Annotated in this window: 10 protein-coding genes and 5 pseudogenes; 12 read left to right on the top strand and 3 right to left on the bottom strand. The window is 69.1% G+C overall.

Annotation, left to right across the window (positions count from 1 at the left end; translation table 11 throughout):
- Window positions 1-823 precede the first annotated feature (823 nt).
- Together ACFWPS_RS25440 and ACFWPS_RS25435 are read left to right on the top strand one after the other, a co-directional pair.
- A pseudogene (locus ACFWPS_RS25440) lies at window positions 824-1,777 on the top strand (arabinofuranosidase catalytic domain-containing protein); the annotation flags it as partial.
- A gap of 280 nt (window positions 1,778-2,057) precedes the next feature.
- Window positions 2,058-3,122 (top strand): annotated as a pseudogene (locus ACFWPS_RS25435) (arabinofuranosidase catalytic domain-containing protein); the annotation flags it as partial.
- Window positions 3,123-3,304: 182 nt separating this feature from the next.
- On the opposite strand, the gene ACFWPS_RS25430 reads toward ACFWPS_RS25435, so the two are convergent.
- Both ACFWPS_RS25430 and ACFWPS_RS25425 read right to left on the bottom strand, forming a co-directional pair.
- Window positions 3,305-4,642, bottom strand: coding sequence for a jacalin-like lectin (locus ACFWPS_RS25430; protein WP_383708465.1), 1,338 nt, complete (start codon window positions 4,640-4,642; stop codon window positions 3,305-3,307).
- A gap of 177 nt (window positions 4,643-4,819) precedes the next feature.
- Window positions 4,820-5,283: pseudogene (locus tag ACFWPS_RS25425) on the bottom strand (acetyl-CoA C-acetyltransferase); the annotation flags it as partial.
- Window positions 5,284-5,320: 37 nt separating this feature from the next.
- Between ACFWPS_RS25425 and ACFWPS_RS25420 the strand changes: the two are divergent.
- From ACFWPS_RS25420 to ACFWPS_RS25410, 3 genes and pseudogenes are all read left to right on the top strand, one after another.
- On the top strand, window positions 5,321-5,506 hold the full coding sequence (locus tag ACFWPS_RS25420; RefSeq protein ID WP_383708464.1) for a hypothetical protein: 186 nt from the start codon (window positions 5,321-5,323) through the stop codon (window positions 5,504-5,506).
- Window positions 5,507-5,929: 423 nt separating this feature from the next.
- Window positions 5,930-8,296, top strand: coding sequence for a SpoIIE family protein phosphatase (locus ACFWPS_RS25415; RefSeq protein ID WP_383708463.1), 2,367 nt, complete (start codon window positions 5,930-5,932; stop codon window positions 8,294-8,296).
- Between the two features lie 695 nt (window positions 8,297-8,991).
- A pseudogene (locus ACFWPS_RS25410) lies at window positions 8,992-9,072 on the top strand (acetoacetate decarboxylase); the annotation flags it as partial.
- On the opposite strand, the pseudogene ACFWPS_RS25405 reads toward ACFWPS_RS25410, so the two are convergent.
- A pseudogene (locus ACFWPS_RS25405) lies at window positions 9,043-9,810 on the bottom strand (beta-L-arabinofuranosidase domain-containing protein); the annotation flags it as partial. The pseudogenes ACFWPS_RS25410 and ACFWPS_RS25405 sit on opposite strands and share 30 nt — an antisense overlap.
- Before the next feature lie 1,002 nt (window positions 9,811-10,812).
- Between ACFWPS_RS25405 and ACFWPS_RS25400 the strand changes: the two are divergent.
- From ACFWPS_RS25400 to ACFWPS_RS25370, 7 genes are all read left to right on the top strand, one after another.
- On the top strand, window positions 10,813-12,108 hold the full coding sequence (locus tag ACFWPS_RS25400; RefSeq protein WP_383708462.1) for an aspartate aminotransferase family protein: 1,296 nt from the start codon (window positions 10,813-10,815) through the stop codon (window positions 12,106-12,108).
- Window positions 12,105-13,451: an aspartate aminotransferase family protein gene (locus ACFWPS_RS25395; RefSeq protein WP_383708461.1), complete on the top strand. Its 1,347-nt coding sequence runs from the start codon at window positions 12,105-12,107 to the stop codon at window positions 13,449-13,451. The genes ACFWPS_RS25400 and ACFWPS_RS25395 overlap by 4 nt, the downstream gene beginning before the upstream one ends.
- Complete coding sequence (locus ACFWPS_RS25390; RefSeq protein ID WP_383708460.1) at window positions 13,451-14,461, top strand: ABC transporter permease; 1,011 nt, start codon at window positions 13,451-13,453, stop codon at window positions 14,459-14,461. Before ACFWPS_RS25395 ends, ACFWPS_RS25390 begins: the two co-directional genes overlap by 1 nt.
- Entirely contained in the window at window positions 14,458-15,339 is an 882-nt protein-coding gene (locus ACFWPS_RS25385; RefSeq protein WP_383708459.1) for an ABC transporter permease, read from the top strand. Before ACFWPS_RS25390 ends, ACFWPS_RS25385 begins: the two co-directional genes overlap by 4 nt.
- Window positions 15,336-17,159: an ABC transporter ATP-binding protein gene (locus ACFWPS_RS25380; protein WP_383708458.1), complete on the top strand. Its 1,824-nt coding sequence runs from the start codon at window positions 15,336-15,338 to the stop codon at window positions 17,157-17,159. Before ACFWPS_RS25385 ends, ACFWPS_RS25380 begins: the two co-directional genes overlap by 4 nt.
- 10 nt (window positions 17,160-17,169) lie before the next feature.
- On the top strand, window positions 17,170-18,768 hold the full coding sequence (locus ACFWPS_RS25375; RefSeq protein ID WP_383708457.1) for an ABC transporter substrate-binding protein: 1,599 nt from the start codon (window positions 17,170-17,172) through the stop codon (window positions 18,766-18,768).
- A gap of 386 nt (window positions 18,769-19,154) precedes the next feature.
- The gene (locus ACFWPS_RS25370) at window positions 19,155-21,080 is read left to right on the top strand and encodes an alpha-L-fucosidase (protein WP_383708456.1); all 1,926 of its coding nucleotides are present in this window, start codon (window positions 19,155-19,157) and stop codon (window positions 21,078-21,080) included.
- The last annotated feature ends 39 nt before the right edge of the window (window positions 21,081-21,119 follow it).

Below are 21,119 nucleotides of genomic sequence, written 5' to 3'. Positions count from 1 at the left end.
GCCGGCCCGGCTTCTCTCCCGCCCGCCGGCCGTCGTCTTGTGTGCCGCCGTTCCTGTCCGCTCTGTCCGACCGGCGGTCGACGGAAGCGATCCGACGCCGCGTAGACCTCACATACGGGCCCACCACGGAGTCGGGCCATTCCGGTTTGCCACACGGGCTCCAGGGATTCGCGCCGTAGGTATTGACGGTTGTCGCGGGCTTCCTATCATCCAGAGAGTCCGAATTACCGAGCAATGTTCGGTATTTCGGATGAGCCTTCGGTGGTTCGGCGGCCCTGACCCGGAACGGCAGTGCGCGGGCGCGGGCCGCACGTCATCGGTCCTTTCACGCGGCCCCGCCGCACCGGACGGCCCGCTCGGAACGCGCAACGCGATGCCAGGCATTGACCACCCCAGAGAGGGGCGCAATGGCTCAGGAATGTCATGCGCATGATCTAAATCTCCGTCCCTCGAGTCGTCGGCGGGCCGGTCTCCGTCCGACGCCCGGGGCGGTCACCGCACAGGCACCACAGGCCGGATTTCCGGTGCCGCCTCATCGCGTCCGGAGACCGCCCGAGCCCACCGCGCCGTTCGGCACTCCGCCCATGCGGGCGGACCGACAGGTACGACGCCGCCTCGACGGCTGAACACCGGCACGCCGCACCGATCGGCCAGCACGCCGAGCGAATCCAGAAGGAGTGAACCGATGCCCCCCTCGTACACCCCCTCGCCGGTCCGTCTTCCCCGTGCGCGACCTGTCCTGGTGAACGCCGCTGTACGCCTGGTCATGGCCCTCGCCGTGGTGCTGGCGGCGCTGACATGGGCGATGCCGGCGTTGGCGGCCGGTGCGGGCCCCTGCGACCTCTACGCCGCTGGCGGGACACCGTGCGTCGCTGCACACAGCACCGTGCGGGCCCTCTACGCCTCGTACAACGGCGCCCTGTACCAGGTCAGGCGCTCTTCCGACAACGCGACCAAGGACATACGGGTCGTGTCGGCGGGCGGGGTCGCCGACACCGCGGCCCAGGACTCCTTCTGCGCCGGCACCACCTGTGTCATCACCTGGGTCTACGACCAGTCCGGGCATGGCAACAAACTGGGCTACCAGGGACCTGGCGGGATCGGTGGCTCCGACACCGCCGCGAGGGCGACCAGCGAGTCGCTGACGGTCGGCGGCGCCAAGGCCTACTCGCTCTACATCAACGCCGGAAACAGCTACTGGCGCGACGGACATCTGACCGGCGTCCCCACCGGAAGCAGTCCCGAAGGCATGTACATGGTGACCAGCGGGGTGCACGTGAACAGCGGCTGCTGCTTCGACTACGGCAACAGCGAGACGACGCGGAAGGCCGACGGCCCAGGAGCCATGGACGCGATCAACTTCAGCAAGTCATGCTGGTTCGGTGGCTGTTCCGGATCGGGGCCCTGGGTGCAGGCAGACCTCGAGTATGGGCTCTTTCCCGGCGGCAGTACCGCCTGGAACCCGAACCAGCGTGCCTTCACCAGCAAGTTCGTCACCGCGACGCTGAAGAACAACGGGACCTCGCGGTTCGCGATGAAGGGCGGCAACGCGCAGTCCGGGACCCTGACCACGCTCTATGCCGGGTCCCTGCCGAGCGGCTACAACCCGATGAAGAAGCAGGGGGCGATCATTCTCGGCAGCGGGGGCGACTGTTGCAACGGCAACACCAACCTCAGCGCCGGCACGTTCTACGAGGGAGCCATCGTCTCGGGCTATCCCTCCGACGCGACCGAGAACGCCGTTCAGGCCAACCTCGTCTCCACCGGCTACCGCTGACGCCGGCCCGATGACGGAGCGGTGTAGTGCCATGCCCGGCATCCGGGCCGGGGCCCGTCAAGGGCGCGGGCGCTCACCACGGTGTCCGGCCGTCCGGGCTGCCTCGGTCAGTGCGAGGCGACGCCGTCCCGTGGAACCCGGCCGCGGATCGCACTGCTTTCAGGACCCGGAACCCGGGACGCGCCAGAGACTCGGACGGTCCCCGACACAGGTTCCCGCCCACGGACCGCGCCTGTCCGCGGTCCCTTACGCACCCGACAGAGGAGTCCTCATGAACATCATGAACATCCGACAGCGGTTACGTCCCTCCCGGCGCGCGCTCCTCGCCACAGGAGTGTCGGTCGGGCTCGGCATGGGCGCTCTCACCGCCACGGCCCCGGCCTCCCAGGCCGCCGGATCGGGGCCCTGTGACCTCTATGCCGCAGGCGGCACACCGTGCGTGGCGGCGCACAGCACCACCCGCGCTCTCTACGCCTCCTACAACGGCCCCCTCTACCAGGTGCGCCGAGCCTCCGACAACGCCACCCGCGACATCGGCGTCCTCAGCGCGGGCGGAGTCGCCAACGCCGCCGCGCAGGAATCATTCTGCGCCGGCACCAGCTGCCTGATCACCGTCATCTACGACCAGTCCGGCCGGAACAACCGCCTCACCCAGGCGCCCCCCGGCGGCTTCTCCGGCCCGGCAGCCGGCGGCTACGACAACCTCGCCAGCGCAACGGCCGCCCCCATCACGGTCGCCGGACACAAGGCCTACGGCGTCTACGTGGCCCCCGGCACCGGATACCGCGACAACAACACCAACGGCATCGCCAAGGGCGACCAGGCGGAGGGCATGTACGCCGTCCTCGACGGCACCCACTACAACGGAGGCTGCTGCTTCGACTACGGCAACGCCGAGACCAACAGCCACGACAACGGCAACGGCACCATGGAGGCCATCTACTTCGGCAACATCAAGGTCTGGGGCTACGGCAGCGGCAACGGCCCCTGGATCATGGCCGACCTCGAGAACGGCCTGTTCTCCGGCGTCAACCAGCACTACAACGCGGGCGACCCCACCATCGGCCACCGCTACCTGACCGCCGTCATCAAGGGCGGGCCCAACAAATGGGCCATCCGCGGCGGCAACGCCCAGTCCGGCGGTCTGTCCACCTTCTACAACGGAGTCCGCCCCAACGTCTCCGGCTACAACCCGATGAAGAAGGAGGGCGCCATCATCCTCGGCATCGGCGGCGACAACAGCCACGGAGCCGCCGGCACCTTCTACGAAGGCGTCATGACCTCCGGCTATCCGTCCGACGCCACGGAGAACTCGGTACAGGCCAACATCGCTTCGGCCGGCTACGGCAAGTGACGAGCCGCCCCGGCCCGGACCCGGCGGTCGTGCCCCGCGTCAGGACACCGCGCAGGGCCACCTGCCCGGCCCGCTCCGCCGTGCCGCCGGGCGGGTGACCCGGGGGAGCGAGGCGCGCGCCCCGCACGCCATCGGTGGTTCCGTCACCGGCGACGGGCGGGGCGGTGCCGTGATCAGCGTTTGGTGTAGATGAAGCCGACCTTGTCCAACTCGTCGCCCGCGCGGCCATGGAAGCCGGCGATCTGCCAGCCCGACGGGGCGGTGCGGGTCACGCAGTCCGAGGTCGTCGTACCACCGGCGAGGGTGCGGCCCAGGTTGGTGGTGAACTTCGCGTAGAAGATGCGCGTGCTGCTGTTGTACTTGCCCTCGCACAAGTACGCCGTCGTCACGTACTCGCCGCTGCCCAGTGTCAGCGAGGACGCCGTGCCGCCGGTGCCGCCGTGGGCGAGCGTGGTGCCGTTGCTCAGGGTGATGCCGACCTGGTCGACGCGGGAGCCGGCGCGCAGCGAGATCTGGGTGGCACGGGCCGCCGCCGGGACGCGGGCGATGTCCTGGTAGTAGTCCCCGTGCGGGCCGCCGAACTGGTCGCTCAGCTGGTAGTCGGGGCTCTGTGACCAGGTGAAGCCGACGCTGATCGGGTCGTGGTCCGAGAGCATCTTCCCGTCGTCGGTGAGGAACTTGGCGTGCTCGTTGCTGTACGACGTCGCGTTGAGGCTGACCAGTCTGCTGCTGCGGTAGAGGACCTTGTCGACGACCTCGCAGGTGTTGGGCACGGTGGCCCCGGTCTGGTCGCAGACCAGCGCGTCGCTGCCCTTGGCCGGCGGGGTGCCGCCGCGGATCAGCTGGACCCAGGCGTCGGTGAGACCGTTGGCCGCGGCGAACTCGCCGATCGTGTCGGCGGAGCGGGTGTAACGGGTGTTGGTGTCACCCATCACCACGACGGCGTTGCCCGAGGAGTGGGTGTTGATGAAGGCGGTGAGCTGGCTCAGGTTGTCGGCGCGGGAGGCCTCGTCGCCGTCGTTGGTGCCGGCGTTGGTGTGCAGGTTGTAGAAGTCGACGTAGACGCCCTCGGCCAGGCGCTCGCGCATGAACGTGAAGCCCTTGGGGGTCAGGCAGTCGCCCGAGTCGATCTGGCAGCTGTTCCAGTGGACCCGCTCGAAGTCGTCGCCGTCCCAGGCGTAGTCGGACACGGTGTTGAGGCCGCTGCCGACGCCGGCTCCACCGCTGGTCGCGGTGCGGTAGGGGTGGGTGTCGGTGGAGTACAGGTAGGCGTGGTAGTTGAAGTCCTCCTCCACGTTCACGATGTCGTACGGGGCGATGCGCCGGCCGATCTCGGTGGTGCTGGTGTCACGTGGGGTGGAGGCGCTGGACAGTGCCGCCGGGAGGCCGGCGACGTTGTAGGTGAGCACGCTGAAGCTGCCCGAGGCCGCGGCGGCGGCCGGGGTGCCGGCCAGCGTGAGCCCGCCCAGGGCCGCGGCGGCGGCCGCCAGACAGGCGAGAAGTCTGCGCATGGGGATGTGTCTCCAGGGGAGATGGGGGGTGGTGGTGTTGCATGCATGCCAAAATGTAGCCACGCAGAACGCGCTTGCACCCCCTCCGGAAACACCGAATATGGAATTCCAGATGACGCTGGGGTGGCCAACTGCCTTGATAGCGAGGCTGGTTGTGACGAACCGGTCGATGCTTGTTCAGAGCCGCTCGACGATGATGACGTTGGCCTGACCGCCGCCCTCGCACATGGTCTGCAACCCGTACCGCCCGCCCGTGCGTTCCGGCTCGTCCAGTAGCGAGGTCATCAGACGCGTGCCGGTGGCGCCGATGGGACGGCCGAGGGCGATGGCGCCGCCGCTGACGTTGACCCGTTCCAGGTCGGCGCCGGTCTCCGCGGCCAGGCGAGGACCACGGAGGCGAACGCCTCGTTCACCTCGAACAGGTCGATGTCACCGACCGACATCCCCGCCCTGTCCAAGGCGTGCCGGGTGGCCGCGATGGGCCCGGTCAGCATCCACACCGGTCCGTCGGCGTACACGGAGAGGTGGTGGACGCGGGCGCGGGGCGTGAGGCCGTGCTCGCGCACGGCCCGCTCCGAGGCCACCAGCGGGGCCGACGACGCGTCGCTGATCTGTGAGGCCAGTGCGGCGGTGAGCCGGCCGTCAGGGCTTGCGGCCTTCTTCTTCTCACTCCTCGACGTGATCGACAGACTGAGCTACATCGCCGAACTGATGGGAGTCCCGCTCACCGCCTGGCTGGGCCTGCTGGTCATCGATTTCTTCATGCGCCGGGCGGCCGCGCCCGGCGCATGGGGTCCACCTGGGTGGAGCACCGTCGTTCCCACCTGGTTCCCACGGGCCGGCCTGAGGTCATTGCCATGGTGACGGTGAGTGCTGCGGGCATCGCCCTGATGAACGTGCACGTCTCTGGCTCGTAAAACGACGTGCTGGCGCTGTTTCTCGCCCGGATCCTCCCTCCGCCATTTGCCTGGGCTCTGCGCCGGATCGGCCGGGTTCGGTCGACAGCGCTCGCTACCAGGCCGGGCGCGGACTGGCGCGACGAGCCGGGAAAGAGCGACGAGGACTCCGACGCGGAGTGGAACAAGGTACCCAGCGCCGTGAACACGGGAACCGACGTGACCCGCCGCCGGAGGCTTTACCAGGCGGCACACGGAGGGGAGCCGGGCCACGATCCTGTGGCGCAGACATCGTCGGGCGCAGGCCTTGCCTTGCCATCCGGTCCTCGCCGGACCATCGTAGATCCCAGGCGAAGCGTTGAATATTTCGCATCAGACCAGGTCAGGAAGCATGACGAACTCCGAAGTGCCCCAGCCCGGCAAGCTCCCGCCAGAGCTGGCAGGCGTCCTCTCCGACACAGCCGCGTTCGTCGTCACGGACCCTGCCGGACGGGTGACCCATTGGAGCAGAGGCGGGCAGGAGCTGTGGGGGTATGCCCCCGAGGAGGCCATCGGCATGACTTTGGCCGACCTGCTCGCACCCGACGGCGCGGTGCCCCGCCATCGTGACGGCCGCCTGCTGGACGCCCAGGTGCACCTGTCGCAGATGCTGGACTCCCGGCGGGTGGCCGGGTTCCTGGTCACGGTCGGGCCCGGGGCCGGAGGGGCCGACGAGCAACTCAAGCAGTGGATGTTCGACCAGCATCCCCTTTCCTTCTCGGTCTACGACTGCGAGGGACGCGTGCTGATCGGGAACGAGGTCATGTGGCGGACGGCAGGCCTTTCCGACTCCGACGTCCGGGGCCGGTTCCTGAACGAGTTCCTGAGGGGTGCCGAGCACGATGACACGCAGCAGCGGATCGAGCGCGTGCTTCAGAGCGGCAAGCGCGAGTTCAGCGAGCCTTTCGTCAGGCTTCCGGGTGAGTCCACAGCGCATGCCTGGGCCCTGGAGATCTTCCCGCTCAAGGACGCAGCCGGTCGGGTACGCGGGGCGGGAGTGTCGGCGTATGACTATTCCCAGCAGTACGAGTCCCGGGAGCGACTGGCGCTGCTTGGCGAGGCCCGAACGCGTATCGGTGCCAGCCTGGACGTGGTGGAAACCGCCCGTGAGCTGACTGACGTCGCTGTGCCACGCTTCGCGGATGTCGTCAGCGTCGACCTACTGCAACCCGTCTTTCAGGGCCAGGTTCCCGCACCCGTCCTCGTAGGTCCGGTTCCGCTGTGCCGGGCGGCACTCCGGGCGGCCTCCCCCTTGTCCTGGGAACATCCTGCACCGGGCGAGGTCACCCGCCACCCGGCCTCCTCGCCCATCGCCCGCTGTCTGTCCACCGGCCGGCCAGGGCTGCAGCAACTCACCGAGCCCGAGGTCGCCCGTTGGTTTGCCGACGACCCCATCCAGGCGGCGCAGGCACGCGCCTGCGGGGCGCACTCCCTGATCGCGGTGCCCGTTCGCACCCACGGCGCCGTCCTGGGCGCGGTCATGTTCCTCAGATGCGCGGCGTCTCGCGAGTCCTTCACCCCCGACGATCTGACCATCGCCGAGGACCTGGTCGCGCGGGCCTCGGTCTGTCTGGACAATGCCCGCCAGTTCACGCGCGAACGTGGCATCGCACTGGCGCTGCAGCGCAATCTTCTGCCACCGGGACCGACCGTGCATCCGGCTGCGGAGACAGCCGCACGCTACCTGCCGACCGGAGGCGAGTCCCAGGCGGGCGGGGACTGGTTCGACGTGATCCCGCTGCCTGGAGCCCGGCTCGGCCTCGTCGTCGGAGACGTCGTCGGCCATGGCATCAACGCCTCGTCCACCATGGGGCGGCTCCGTACCGCGGTGCGAACACTCGCCGACATCGAACTGTCGCCGGACGAACTCCTCACTCACCTCGACGACATCATCACCCATGCCGAGGGCGAGCACGACATCCGTGCCACCGGCGAGATGCCCAGCGACATCGGTGCCAGTTGTCTGTACGCGGTCTACGACCCGGTCTCCGGCACCTGCTCCCTCGCCCGGGCCGGCCACCCGCCCCCTGTCATGATCCACCCGAACGGCACCAGCAGCATCATCGACGTGCCGGTCGGCCCCCCGCTCGGCCTGGGCAGCCTGCCCTTCGAGGCGGTCGAGGTCGCCATGCCCGAAGGGAGCCTTCTGGCCTTCTTCACCGATGGCCTCCTCAAGGCCGACGATCGAGACCTGGATGACGGGCTCGACACACTGCGCCACACGCTCGCCGAGCCCGACTCCTCGCTGGAAGCACTCTGTGACACAGTCCTGGACGCCCTGCCCCCCGAACCGCGAGCCGACGACATCGCCCTGCTCCTGGCCCGCACCCGGACTTTCGGCGAAGACCGCGTCGCGTCCTGGGACGTACCTGCTGATCCCGCGGTAGTCGCCGAGACACGCCGATCCGTCTGCAGCCGGCTGGCCGCTTGGGACCTGGACGAGGCCGCGTTCATCGCGGAACTCGTCGTCAGCGAGTTGGTCACCAACGCCATCCGGTATGCCGACAGCCCGATCCGTCTACGGCTGATCAAGGACGAGACACTGTTCTGCGAGGTCTCCGACGGCAGCAGCACCAGCCCTCACCTGCGCCGCGCCCGCGTCCTCGACGAAGGCGGCCGGGGTCTGTTCATGGTCGCCGAGCTCACCGAACGCTGGGGCACGCGCTACACGCGCACGGGGAAGACCATCTGGGCCGAACTGCTCCTCCCCGCGAGGTGAGTCGTCGGCTCACGGCTTGGCAGACCACAGTCGGCGGGACCTTGCTCGGGCGTCCAGAGGCCGTTCCGTCGGTTGCCGCACGACGGACCGCGTTCTCAGGATGACGCGATTGTTGCCGGTCAGACGCCGTTCCGGTCAGCGGCCGCGCTCCGCATGCAAACGGAGTCGTCCATGCGCGCGGTCTCCTGTGTCTCCGCCGTCCCAGCCGCGGCTCCTCACCGCCCCTCCGTCGTGGTCCGCGATGTCGCGTCCAGAGAGCATGTCGTTCGGTGTACGGATGCTCGGCAGCCCTCCCCACTACCCCCCGGCACCCGGAGGGTGTGCGGCATGTGCAGGCGACCCCGTTCAGGGCTCATGCAGCCGCGCGGCATCAGAACCGGAGTCTCGGTGGATGCCCGTCCGGAGGGCGGCGGTCACTCTCGGGTCCGGGAGTGTGTTGACCGCGGGTGGGAGTGCGCCTATCTTGTTTGAAGTCAAACGAAATTCCGACCCCTCCTCACGCCTGGCCCAACCACCTGCCTCGACGTGTGAGAGCGCCGGTGCTGCCGACCACTCCCCGGGCGCCCGGGGGCCGTGTCGCCCCGCGCGTCGACGACGACGTGGCGGGCGGTGACTCGGGCGGCCGCAACGTGAACTCCACCGCTTTGCGGCGGTCCGTCACCGCATCGGCCCGTCCCACCGAGTAAGGACCCGACATGACCAATGTTCGCGGATACTTCCACCCGAAGACGGCGACGGGTGCCTCGTCGCTGATCCCGGCTCCGCCGTGGCGGTTCGGTCAGTACGGCGTTCATGCCGCCGAACTCGGTGCCCAGCATCGCCTGCATCTGTGCCGTGGTGAGCCGTCCGGTGCGCCCGTCGACCCAGCCCGCGAGGGCCAGCAGTACGCTGCGGGCCTGGGCGCTGCCGATGTGTCGCCACACGTTCAGCAGGCCGGCCAGGGTCTTGTGGATCGTGTAGTACGGCACGTTGCCGTTGCTCAGGGTGCGTTGTTCCAGGGCGGTGATGTCGGACTCGGGGTAGCCGGAGAGGTATCCGGTGCCGAAGCCGACGGCGGCGTTGTTGGCCTGGCACTTGGCCAGTTCCGCCACCATGTACGTCGCCTTGTCACGGCAGACGGTGTCCCCGGTCACGGCGTAGAGCTGAGCCCAGGCCGTGAGGAAGTGGCCCTGGATGTGGCTGCGGAAGGGGAACGCCGGCCCGTCCCAGCCGCCGTTCGCGGCGGCGCCGCCCGTCGACAGGCCGTGGTTGGCGCGGAAGACGTAGAGCAGGCGGTCCACGTCGACTAACCGCAGATAGCTGCTGGTGCGGTTCTGGTTGTCCAGCCACCGGCTCGCGGTCAGCCGGACCTGGCCTAACTCGAAGGGGTGCGCCAGCACCCCGATGTCCGCGCGAGCCGGTGGCACGACCGCTGCCCGGGCGGGGGAACTGCCGAGCAGGGTTCCCGCGGAGGAGGCGAGGGCTGTGGCCCCGGCCGCCTGCAGGAGGCGGCGTCTGCTGACGGAGGAAGACATCGTGTCCTTTCCAAGGGAGAGGGACTCTGGGCGGTGACTCGTACGAGGTGGAATGACCGGTCGGCGGCGAACGGTTCGCCGATCCGGCGGGGATCGGGCCAATGGCCACGGCCCCTGGGGACAGGACGTGTCCGGGTCTGCACAGCTGGCGGTGGCGGCGACGGAGGGGGCCGCGGTGGCCGCGGCGGCGATCGGCACGGCCGGCGTCGGCGTGGGTCGTGTACCGCACAAGGGCGTTGGGCTGGTCGCAGTGATCCACGGTGGAGAGCACGGTTGCCATCCGAACCAGTCGCCGGCTGCCCGGTTCCCGGAGCGGGCCGGTGATGCCGCCGAGCACGCGACAGAAGGGTGCGCATGAATGCCTCCTCAAGGTCCGAGCGACGGGAGCGGGAAGCGGAACCCCGGTCTTCCGCCGGGTCCTGAGAACCGACATCTCGACCACAGGCGACCGGGGATGACAGCCGCTCACAGGACGACGTGAGCCGACTTGTTCTCGGCAGGACAACCGTGACCGGATCACTCCTGATTCATCCGTATACCGATGCTGCTCTACGGCCGACAGATCGTCCGGAATACCGAACGTTGGTCGGTTTTTCGGATGGTGGGAGCTTAGTGACCCCGCGGGGATCGTCAATACCTGCTGCGCGATTCTTGGGAAACCTGATGGTGTGGAACCCGCCTGCCAAAGTGTGTGAGGGCTTTCCCGTCCACCGAGGCGGACCGGTCGAGGCATGCGGGCTCCGGCGCTTCGCGGCGCCTCGAACTTGACTTCCGCTGTCCTCCAGTTGTCGGTAGGCGCACGCTCCGTGCGCACCACTACTGCCGAAGCCGGGAACGGGCCAGTCTGTCCGGAAGACACCGCTGACCGGTCCGGTCCTGGCTCCCTGCCGGTGGCCCGCCGAGCGGAAGATCTCCGGAGGGCGCTCGATCCTTACACCAGCGAATGATTGCGGGAAGACCTCCATCGACAGTGGCGCGGCCTGGGCCGCGCGCGACCGTGCCGTGATCCAGCATCCCTCGATCGGCGACGAGACGGACGAACGCCTGGTGATCGTGGAGGGGCGCGGCAGCCTGGTCCACGACGCGGACGGCCTGGAGTACCTGGACGCCTACGCCGGGGGACGGTTCACCCAGATCGGTCACGGCCGTGCCGGGATCGCCGAGATCATGGCCGAGCAGATACTGACACTGGAACACTTCGGCACCGGCGGCAACGTCACCAACCCTCCCGCCATCACCCTGGCCGAGCGCATCCTGGCCCGCGCACCGGCCGGTATCCGCAAGGTGAGTTACGTCAGCAGCGGCTCCGAGGCCTGCGACGAGGCGGTCCGGCTGATCCGCGAGTTCCAGCACCGACGCGGACACGCCGAACGGCACTGGATCATCTCGCTGAACGGTTCCTACCACGGTCGGACACTGGCCGGGGCAGCCCTCCGCGGCTGGGACGACGGTGCCGGTTACGGGCCCGTACTGCCCGGGTTCGTCCAGGTGGCGGCGCCGCGCGAGCTTCCGTCGGATCCGGCCGGGACGTCCGTCGAGCACTGTCTGCGCGAGTTGCGCGCCACCATCGAGACGATCGGCCCGACCCGTGTCGCCGCCCTCTTCGCCGAACCCGTGCTGGGGGCCCGGGACCTGGTCGTACCCCTGCCGCAGAGCTGGTGGTCCGGCGTGACCGCGCTGCTCGCCGAGTTCGACATCCCCCTGGTGCTCGACGAGGTCACCACCGGGTTCGGACGCACCGGCACGTGGTTCGGGGCGGAGCACCACGGTCTGACGCCCGACCTGGTGATCACCGCGAACGGGATCGCAGGGGGCTACCTGCCGCTGGCGGCCCTCCTCTACAGCGAGCGCGCCGCCGAAGTACTGGCCGGCGCCGACAGCGGCGGCTCCTACGGAGGCCATGCCGCCGCCTGCGCGGTGGCCGCCGCCGTCCTGGACGTGATCGAGAAGGAGGCGTTGGTCGCCAACGCCGCAGAGGTGGGGCGCCACCTGGCGAAGGCGCTCGCACCGCTTCGGCGGCTCGACGCCGTCGGCGACGTCCGCGGCCTCGGCCTGCTGGCCGCCGTCGAACTCGTCGCGGACCAGGAGACCCTCGAACCCTGCCCGGTGAACCCGGTGGTACTCGAACGGGTCATCCGGCAGGACTACGGGGTGATCGTCGGCGTCACCGCCAACATCGTCACCGTCGCACCGCCGCTGGTCCTCACCGAGGCGCAGGCCGAGCACCTCGGCACGGCTTTGCAGGGCGCCCTGGCCAGGGTCCGGCCCGACGGATCGATCCTGAGGAGGGAACCGTGAGCACACCCGCGACCTGGGCCGAACGCGACCGCGCGGTCGTACAGCACCCGTGGCTCGACGCCGGCGTCACCGAACGCGCGGTGATCGTCCGCGGCGAGGGCGCCACCGTATGGGACAGCGACGGCCGCGCCTTCCTGGACGCGGAGTCCGCCGCGTGGCTGACACACGTGGGGCACGGCAGGCCGGAACTCGCGCAGGCCGCACGCCGGCAGGCCGAACGGCTCGGGCACGTCTCGACGGAGGGAGTCCTCACCAGCCGGCCCGCCGTCGAGCTCGCCGAACGGCTGCTGGCGAAGGCTCCGCCGAACATGGCACGCGTCCGCTTCGCGAGCTGTGGCTCGGAAGCCGACGACGACGCGTTCCGGTTCGCCCGGCTCTACCACGCCCGGCGCGGCGAACCGGACCGCACCTGGATCCTGTCCCTGGAGGGGTGCTTCCACGGGCGCTGCTACTCCGGGGCGGCCCTGCAGGGATTCACCTCCGACATGGGCCTGGGCCCCATGCTGCCCCAGGTCCGCCAGGTGATCGCACCACTTCCGCAGAACTCGGCCCGGTTCGAGGGGGCCGACCCGACCGACCACTGCGTCGAGGCGCTGCGGCGCACCATCGACGAGCTGGGTGCCGAGAACATCGCCGCGCTCTTCGCCGAACCGGTGATGGCCGGTCCCGGCATGGCCGAACTGCCCGCGGACTACTGGCCGCGGGTCAGCGAACTCCTGCGGGCCAACGGCATCCTGCTGGTCTTCGACGAGGTCGTGACGGCCTTCGGCCGGTGCGGTGACTGGTTCGCGGCCAACCTCTACGGAGTCGAGCCGGACATCATCGTCGTCGCGAAGGGCATCGCGAGCGGCTACGCGCCGCTGGCGGCCCTGCTGCTCTCCGCGGAGGTGGCCACGGCGATCAACGGTGCCGAGGGCGGCGGCTCCTACGGGGGGCACGCGGTCGCCTGCGCGGTCGCGAACGCCAACCTCGACGTGATCGAGGCCGAGGGACTGGTGCGGCGGTCGGCGGAACTGGGGCGGCGGATGAAGGACCGACTGGCCGCAGAACTCGCGTCGGTGCCGGTGGTGGACCATGTCAGCGGCTGCGGCCTGATGCTGGGCGTGCACCTGACCGCGGACCGGGCGACCGGGGCGGAGCTGCCGATCGGTGAGGAGGTCATCGACTCGGTGCTCAGGGACGACCACGGAGTCCTGGCGATGTACTACCACGGCTCGGTCAACCTGGTGCCACCCCTGGTGCTGACGGACGCCGAGGCCGACCGTATCGTCGCCGCCGTCGTCGCCACCGTCCGCCGGATCAGCCCAGACGGCTCGCTGGCACCCGTGGACGGCGCACGCTGATGGCACGGGCAGGGAAGGACGCCCCGGGCGGCGGCTGGCGCGGCTCGGGGCTCGGCGGGTGGCTGTTGCGGCGGGTCCTGAGCGGTGTGGTGGTCCTGCTCGTGGTGTCGCTGCTGGTTTTCCTGGCCACCCAGGTGCTGCCCTCGGACCCGGCGCAGGCGATCCTGGGGCGCCGGGCGACCCCGGCGCAACTCGCGCATCTCCGACACCAGTTGGGGCTGGACCGGCCGCTGTGGGAGCAGTACTGGCGCTGGCTGCGGGGTGTTCTCACCGGGGACCTCGGGCAGTCGCTGGCCGCCGGCAGGCCGGTGAGCAGCGTGGTCGCGGACCGGCTGCAGGACTCGCTGGCCCTGATGACGTACGCGGCGGCGGTGGCCATCCCGCTTCCCATCATGATCGGAACCTGGCTGGCGGTGCACCGCGACCGGTTCACCGACCGGGTGACCGGCCCCGTCGTGCTCACCCTGCTGGCGCTGCCCGATTTCGTGATCGCCACCGGAGTGGTGCTGTTCTTCGCGACCTCGGTGCTCACCGTGCTGCCCGCCAGCACCATCCTTCCGCCGGGAGCTTCGGCGTTCACCGAGGTGCGACAGCTCGTGCTGCCCGCACTGGCGCTCACCCTCATCTCCGCTCCGTACACCATCCGGCTCTCGCGGGCGGCGATGATCGAGGAGCTGGACTCCGAATACGTGGCCATGGCGCGGCTGCGCGGGATCGCGGAGCGCAACGTGGTGTGGCGGCATGCCCTGCCCAACGCTCTGGTCCCGGCCATCCAGTCCTCGGCCCTGACCCTGAGCTATCTGCTCGGCGGCATCGTGATCGTCGAGGTGATCTTCAACTACCCGGGCCTCGGGACGCTGTTCCAGAACGCCGAATCCACCCGGGACCTGCCCGTCATCCAGGCCGTCTGCATGGTTTTCGCGGCCGGGATCGTGGTCGCCAACATCGCGGCCGACGTGCTCACCGTGCTCCTCACCCCGAGACTGCGCACCTCTGGAGGCATGCGATGACGGCCGTCGCGAGCGACACCCGGCCGGCGACGCGCCGCGCCGGGCCCCGCTGGATGGGCAGGTACTTCTCCGACCGCGGGTCGAAGGCCGGCGCGGCCGGTACGGCGCTGATCATCCTCGTCGGTGTCTGCGGCCCCTGGCTTGCACCGCACCCGCCCAGCGCGATCGTCGGAGTGCCGTTCCAGGCTCCGGGCCCGGACATGTTGCTCGGCGGTGATTTCCTCGGCGAGGACGTGCTGTCCCGGATCCTCTGCGGAGGCCGGTCGGTCATCTGGATGTCGTTCGCCGCCACCGCGATCACCCTCGTGGTCGGTGTCACCATCGGGATGATCGCTGGCTACTCGGGGCGCCGGACCGACGCGGCCACCGTCTGGTCGATGGACGTGCTGCTCGCGCTGCCCGACATCGTGATGGTGCTGATGTTCATCGTGCTCCTCGGGCGCGATCCCTGGATCATCGTGATGATCACCGCTTTGAGCTTCCTGCCCGTCGTCGTCCGGCTGGTACGCGGCCTGACGCTCGAGGTGGTGGGCCGGGAGCACGTCGAGAGCGCGCGTGCCATGGGTTTCTCCCGACGGGACATCGTCCTGCAGGAGGTGCTGCCCAACGTCCTCACCCCCGTGCTGGTCCAGGCGGGAGCCCTGCTGACCTGGTCGATCGGCCTGGTCGCGGGCATCAGCTTCCTCGGGTTCGGCGTCCAACCGCCCGCCGCGGACTGGGGGTTGATGATCTCCGAGAACTTCTCGGGGGTGACCGTACAGCCACTCGCGGTAGTGGCCCCGATCGTGATGATCACCCTCTTCACGATCGCGACCAACGCCCTCGCCGAAGGCGTCGGCCGAAGCTTCACCGGAGTCGAGCGGAGTACCGCCTCATGAGCCACGGACTGGAAGTACGTGACCTGCGGGTGGAACTCGCCGACGGGACACCGGTGGTTCAGGGGATCTCCTTCGACGTCAGGCCCGGCGAGATCGTGGCGCTGGTCGGCGAGTCCGGCTGCGGCAAGACCACCATCGGCACGGCGCTGCTGGGCCATGCCCGACTGGGGGCTCGTACTGCGCGCGGCAGCGTCCTGCTCGACGGCGTCGACCTGCTGGCGTTGCAACCGCGCGAGCTCAGCAGGCTGCGTGGGGCGCGCATCGCCTACGTACCGCAGGATCCCGCCTCGGCGTTGAGCCCGGGCCGACGGATCGGCTGGCAGTTGCACGACGTGCTGCGCGAGCACGCCGCCGACCTCTCCGCGCGGCAGCGGTCGGACGCCGTCGCATCGGCACTCACTGACGTACGGCTTCCGTCCGACGAAGGATTCCTGGCCCGGTTCCCCCACCAGCTCTCCGGCGGACAGCTGCAACGTGTACTGCTGGCGATGGCCTTCCTCCTGCGGCCCGGCGCGATCGTGCTCGACGAGCCGACCACCAGCCTGGACGTCACCACCCAGGCACGGATCCTGGAGATCGTGCGCGAACAGTGCCGTTCCCGGAACGTCGCCGCGGTCCACGTGACGCACGACCTCGCCGTCGTACGGCATCTGGCGGACCGGGTGCTGGTCGTCTACGGCGGCCGGATCGCGGAGATCGGCACCCGGCAGGCCGTCTTCGAGACCCCCGCGCACCCCTACACCGGCGCCCTGCTCTCCGCCGTCCCCGATGTCGCGGGCCGTCGGACACTGGGCAGGCTCCCCGGCACCGCGCCGCGCCCCGGGGACCGGCCCGAGGGGTGCCCCTTCGCGCCCCGTTGCCGGCACGCCACCGAACACTGCGCGGACGAGCACCCCCCGATCACCCTCGTCGGCCCCGCCCACCATGTCGCCTGCTGGGAACCGGTGAGTGGAACCTGCGCCGCCCAGCCGGCCCACTCGTCCCCGACGGAAGATCCCGCCTCCGCCCAGGCACCCCCGGCACTGCTGGAGGTACGCGGCCTCAGCGCGTACTACGGCTCGGCGCAGGCTCTCTTCGACATCGACCTCGATGTCCGGCAGGGCGAGTGCCTGGCTCTGGTCGGTGAGTCCGGTTCGGGCAAGAGCACCTTGTCCCGGTCACTGGTCGGGCTCACCGGACAGTGGACGGGCACGGTCCGCTACGAAGGGAAGGAGTTGGCCGGGCAGGCACACGAGCGCGACCGGCAGAGTCAGCGCACCATCCAGTACGTCTTCCAGAGCCCGGACCGTGCGCTGAACCCACGGCGCACCGTCATCAGCAGCATCATGGCCCCGATCCGGCACTTCTTCGGCGTCTCCGACGAGGAGGCCCGCGAGCAGGCACGGGAGGCACTCGCGCTGGTTTCGCTCCCGCCCGGTCTGGCCGACCGGTTGCCGCGTGACCTCTCCGGCGGCGAGCGGCAACGAGCGGCGATCGCACGGGCCGTCGCATGCCGTCCGACGCTGATGATCTGCGACGAGATCACGTCGGCGCTGGACGTGTCCGTGCAGGCCTCGATCCTGGAATTGCTCGGACGGCTCCAGTCCGAGCAGCGGTTGACCATGCTCTTCGTCACCCACAACCTCGCCGTCGTCCGGCAGATCGCCGACCGGGTAGCGGTGCTTCACAACGGCAGGCTGGCGGAGGTAGGTCCGGTGCACGGGGTGCTCGACCACGCCACGGCCGCGTACACCCTGACGCTGATCCGCGACTCCCTCTCGCTCGTTGACGCCCCGGCCAGTCCTGGTGGCCCGGACATCCCGGCAGACAGTTCTTGTTGAAGGAGCCCAGATGACCGACGTGCTGACCGGCGGGCCGTTCCCGAGCCGCCGTGACCTGCTCAGGTACGGCGCTCTCGGCGGGGCCACGCTGCTCGGCGGCGCGGCGCTGACCGCCTGTGGCGGAGCCCAGCCCGGCAAGCCCGAGCAGGGGGCCGGAAAGGAACAACTGCGATACGGTGCCCCGAAACGGGGCGGTGTGCTCCGGCACGGCATGACCGGGGGCAGCTTCAGCGACACCCTCGACCCCGCGAAGGGCATGAACGCCCTGGACACCGCGAGGGCGGGGGCGCTGTTCGACAACGTCTGGAGCCCCGACGCGGACTACCGGATACAGAAGTGGCTGGCCGAGGAGTACAGCTCCAACGCCACGGCCGACGTGTGGACGGTCCGGCTCAGAAAGGGTGTGGAGTTCCACAACGGCAAGACCCTGACGGCCGACGACCTGATCCACACGATCAGACGGACACTCGACCCGTCCATTGCGTCGCCCTACGCCGGAAGCCTCGCGATGATCGATCCCAAACAGTTGCGGAAGATCGATGACCGCACCGTCCGAATCGGGCTGACCTCCGGGTTCGTACCGCTGCCCGAGGCGATGTCGACGTTCGTCTACGTGGTTCCGGTCGACTTCGACCCACACCGGCCGGTGGGTACCGGGCCGTTCAAGTACCAGAGTTTCCAGCCCGGCCGGCAGTCGGTGTTCACCCGGTTCGAGAACTACTGGCGACCCGGGCACCCGTACGTCGACGAGCTGCACATCATCGACTTCGCCGACGACACTTCGCGTCTCAACGCGCTCAAGACCGGCCAGATCGACATCGTCGACGGCGTGCCCTATCCGCTGGCGTCGACCCTGTCCGGGGAGACCGGCATACGAGTCGTCAAATCGAGCAAGGCGGCCATCGAGGCGTTCGGAATGCGGGCCGATGTCGCGCCGTTCAACGACAACCGGGTCCGCGAGGCGTTCCGGCTGATCGTCGACCGGCCCGCGTTGATCAAGTCGTCGGTGCTCGGCTACGCGACCGTGGCCAACGACCTGTTCGCCTGGCAGGACCCAGCCTTCGACCGCTCTCTTCCGCAGCGCCACCAGGATCTGGACAGGGCGAAGTCACTGCTCAGACAGGCCGGGCACGGCGACGGCCTGGAGGTCCGCCTGACCACCAGCGACCTGCTGTCCGGCATGATCAGCGGCGCCGAGGTCTTCGCCGAACAGGCCAAGGGGGCCGGGGTGACGGTCCACGTGGACAAGGTCGACGCGGGCACCTTCTTCGGCAGCCAGGGGCTCAACTTCCCGTTCGCGGCCAACATCCCGTCCACCGGGAACATCCTGATCTCCGCGACCTACACCGACGGCCCCGGCTCGACCGCCAACTCGACCCACTTCCACGACGCCGAGTACGACACTCTCTTCAGGCAGGCGATCCGCCGGACCGACGACGCCCAACGCACCGAACTCATCCACCAGATGCAGCGGATCCAGTACGAGCGCGGCACCTTCATCATCCCCGCGTACATCGACATCCTCGACGCCTCCCGAGGCGTCTCCGGCGCCGAGCCGGAGGTCGGAGGCATGCCCTACTACCGCTATGGGAACCTCTGGCTGGCCTAGCCCGTGATGGAGCCCCTCCACCACTCCAGACATGGGATGCCTGATGGCAAACAAGCGAAATGAATGGGACATAAAGGGTTGCCTGGGGAAGCTGAAGCAACTTTCATCCCAGCAAGACGGTTGACATGGCCTGGTTACATGCAAGAAATTCATGCCTACATCCGGCGACGCCCGCACCGTGGCCGAGGTGACGTCCCACGTCGGCTCGGTCGTCGACACCGCAGGACCGTCATCCGTTCGACGGGCGGCCCCACATGCTCCGTGGAATCGGGAGGGACGACCGCACGGCATCACCGCCCTCCAGCGGCCCCATCCCTGTCCACCCCATGCACCGATCTCTCCGAGGCGCGCCGGACAACGCACCTTCTGAACCCAGGAGCCAGACCATGCCGCCAGGAAGCCCGTCCCGCCGTTCCGTCCTCACCGCCGCCGGAGTCACCGCCGCGGCCGCCACGCTGCCCGCCCTGTCTGGTTCCCCCGCAGAGGCCGCAACCAGCTCGAAGACCGCGCTGAGAAGACTGGTGGACATGCGGTTCGGCATGTTCAACCACTTCAACATGGGGACGTTCACCGACGAGGAGTGGGCCGCGCCCAACCAGAGCCCCGCCCTTTTCGCCCCCTCCCAGGTGGACTGTGCGCAGTGGGCCAAGGCGGCCAAGGCGGCACGGATGAGCTACGGCGTGCTCACCACCAAGCACCACGACGGCTTCTGCCTCTGGCCGACCAAGTACAACGAATACAACGTTGCAAAGAGCGGCTACCAGCAGGACATCGTCGCCCAGTACGTGAAGGCGTTCAGGGCGGAGGGGCTCCACGTCGGCCTGTACTTCTCGATCTGGGACCGCTCGTACGGCGTCCAGGGGTACGACACCCGGCACGGGGTGGGGGCGGACCAGACCATCGTGCCCGGTGATGTGACGTACATCCTCCACCAGATCACCGAACTGCTGACGAACTACGGCGACATCGACATGTTCGTCACCGACGGCTACGCCTGGCAGATGGGACAGCAGGCAGTCTCGTACCAGCGGATCCGCGAACATGTGAAGTCCCTCCAGCCGGACATCGTGATGATCGACCACGGTGGACTGTCCGTGCCGTTCCTCGGTGACGCCATCTACTTCGAGGAGCCCCTGGGCATCACCGCGCCGGAAGGGAACACGCACGCCGCCCTGCAGGGGCAGACGATCAGCAACGGATGGTTCTGGCACCCCTCGACGCCCACCACCAACCCCGTCAGCAAGGCGTCGATCCTGTCCCATCTGGTCGACCTGGAGCCGAAGTACACGTCGTTCATTCTCAACTGCCCGCCCAACCGAGACGGCAGACTCGACGACAACATCGTGAAGAGACTGGCCGAGGTGGGCTCGGCCTGGCGGCCCGACAAGTCCCGCCCGCCGCTCCCCGCGCAACTGCCGCGCGCCGAACACCCGGTGACACCGGTCAGCGCCTACGCCAGCGGTTTCCACGACGGCGAGGGCCCCATGAACGCGATCGACGGGCTCAGCGACAAGAACTTCGAGACCTGCTGGTCGACATGGAGCCTGGACCTGCCGCACTCGATCACCATCGACCTCGGCGGGGTCTGGAGCAACGTGTCCACGCTCGAGTACCTGCCCAAGCAGTGGGGTCGCAACAACACCAGCGACGGCGACATCATCTCGTACAAGGTCCACACCAGTACCGACGGCACCCGCTTCACGGAGGTGGGGGGCGGTATCTGGGGCGGCAGCCGGGCCCTGAAGGTCGTGGAATGGAGTCCGCGCAACGTGGGGTACGTGCGGATCGAGGTCGAGGAGGGCACCGGCGGCTACGCGAACGTGGGCGGTGTGCGGATCGGTGGCAGGAGGAAGAAGCCCACCCTGGTGTCGCGCGCACTGCCGGGCGACTCGACCGTGTACCGGCTGGTGAACCGTGCCAGCGGCCAGGTGGTCGATGTGCTCGCCGACGGAACCGCCAACGGCACCGAAGTACGCCAGCAACCGTGGCGCGACCAGGACAACCAGAAGTGGACCTTCGTCTCCAGCGGCGACGGCTACTACACAATCCGGAGTGTGAGCAGCGGCAAGGTTCTGGAGGTGGGCGGACTCTCCCGGGTGAACGGCGGGAAGACCGACATCTGGTCGGACGACATTGTTCCGCAACAGCACTGGGCGGTGACCCCGACTGGCGACGGCTACTTCTACCTCACCAACAGGCTCTCCGGGCTCGCGCTCAACGTCGACAACGGATCGACGGCGGACGGGGCGGCCGTCAACCAGTGGACCTACACCCGGGCAGAGCGGCAACAGTGGCGGATCGTGTCCACGTGACCTGTTCCGGCCGCGTCCGTGTCATGCGTGGCACGGGCG

The organism is Streptomyces sp. NPDC058457, assembly GCF_042720695.1.
GTDB lineage: Bacteria > Actinomycetota > Actinomycetes > Streptomycetales > Streptomycetaceae > Streptomyces.
This window is presented reverse-complemented; position numbering and strand designations above follow the sequence as displayed.

What these genes read in the sequence shown, in the direction of transcription:
- ACFWPS_RS25430 (WP_383708465.1), bottom strand. Translation starts at nt 4,642, where the DNA reads ATGCGCAGACTTCTCGCCTGTCTGGCGGCCGCCGCCGCGGCCCTGGGC.
- ACFWPS_RS25415 (WP_383708463.1), top strand. Translation starts at nt 5,930, where the DNA reads ATGACGAACTCCGAAGTGCCCCAGCCCGGCAAGCTCCCGCCAGAGCTG.
- ACFWPS_RS25390 (WP_383708460.1), top strand. Translation starts at nt 13,451, where the DNA reads ATGGCACGGGCAGGGAAGGACGCCCCGGGCGGCGGCTGGCGCGGCTCG.
- ACFWPS_RS25385 (WP_383708459.1), top strand. Translation starts at nt 14,458, where the DNA reads ATGACGGCCGTCGCGAGCGACACCCGGCCGGCGACGCGCCGCGCCGGG.
- ACFWPS_RS25380 (WP_383708458.1), top strand. Translation starts at nt 15,336, where the DNA reads ATGAGCCACGGACTGGAAGTACGTGACCTGCGGGTGGAACTCGCCGAC.
- ACFWPS_RS25375 (WP_383708457.1), top strand. Translation starts at nt 17,170, where the DNA reads ATGACCGACGTGCTGACCGGCGGGCCGTTCCCGAGCCGCCGTGACCTG.
- ACFWPS_RS25370 (WP_383708456.1), top strand. Translation starts at nt 19,155, where the DNA reads ATGCCGCCAGGAAGCCCGTCCCGCCGTTCCGTCCTCACCGCCGCCGGA.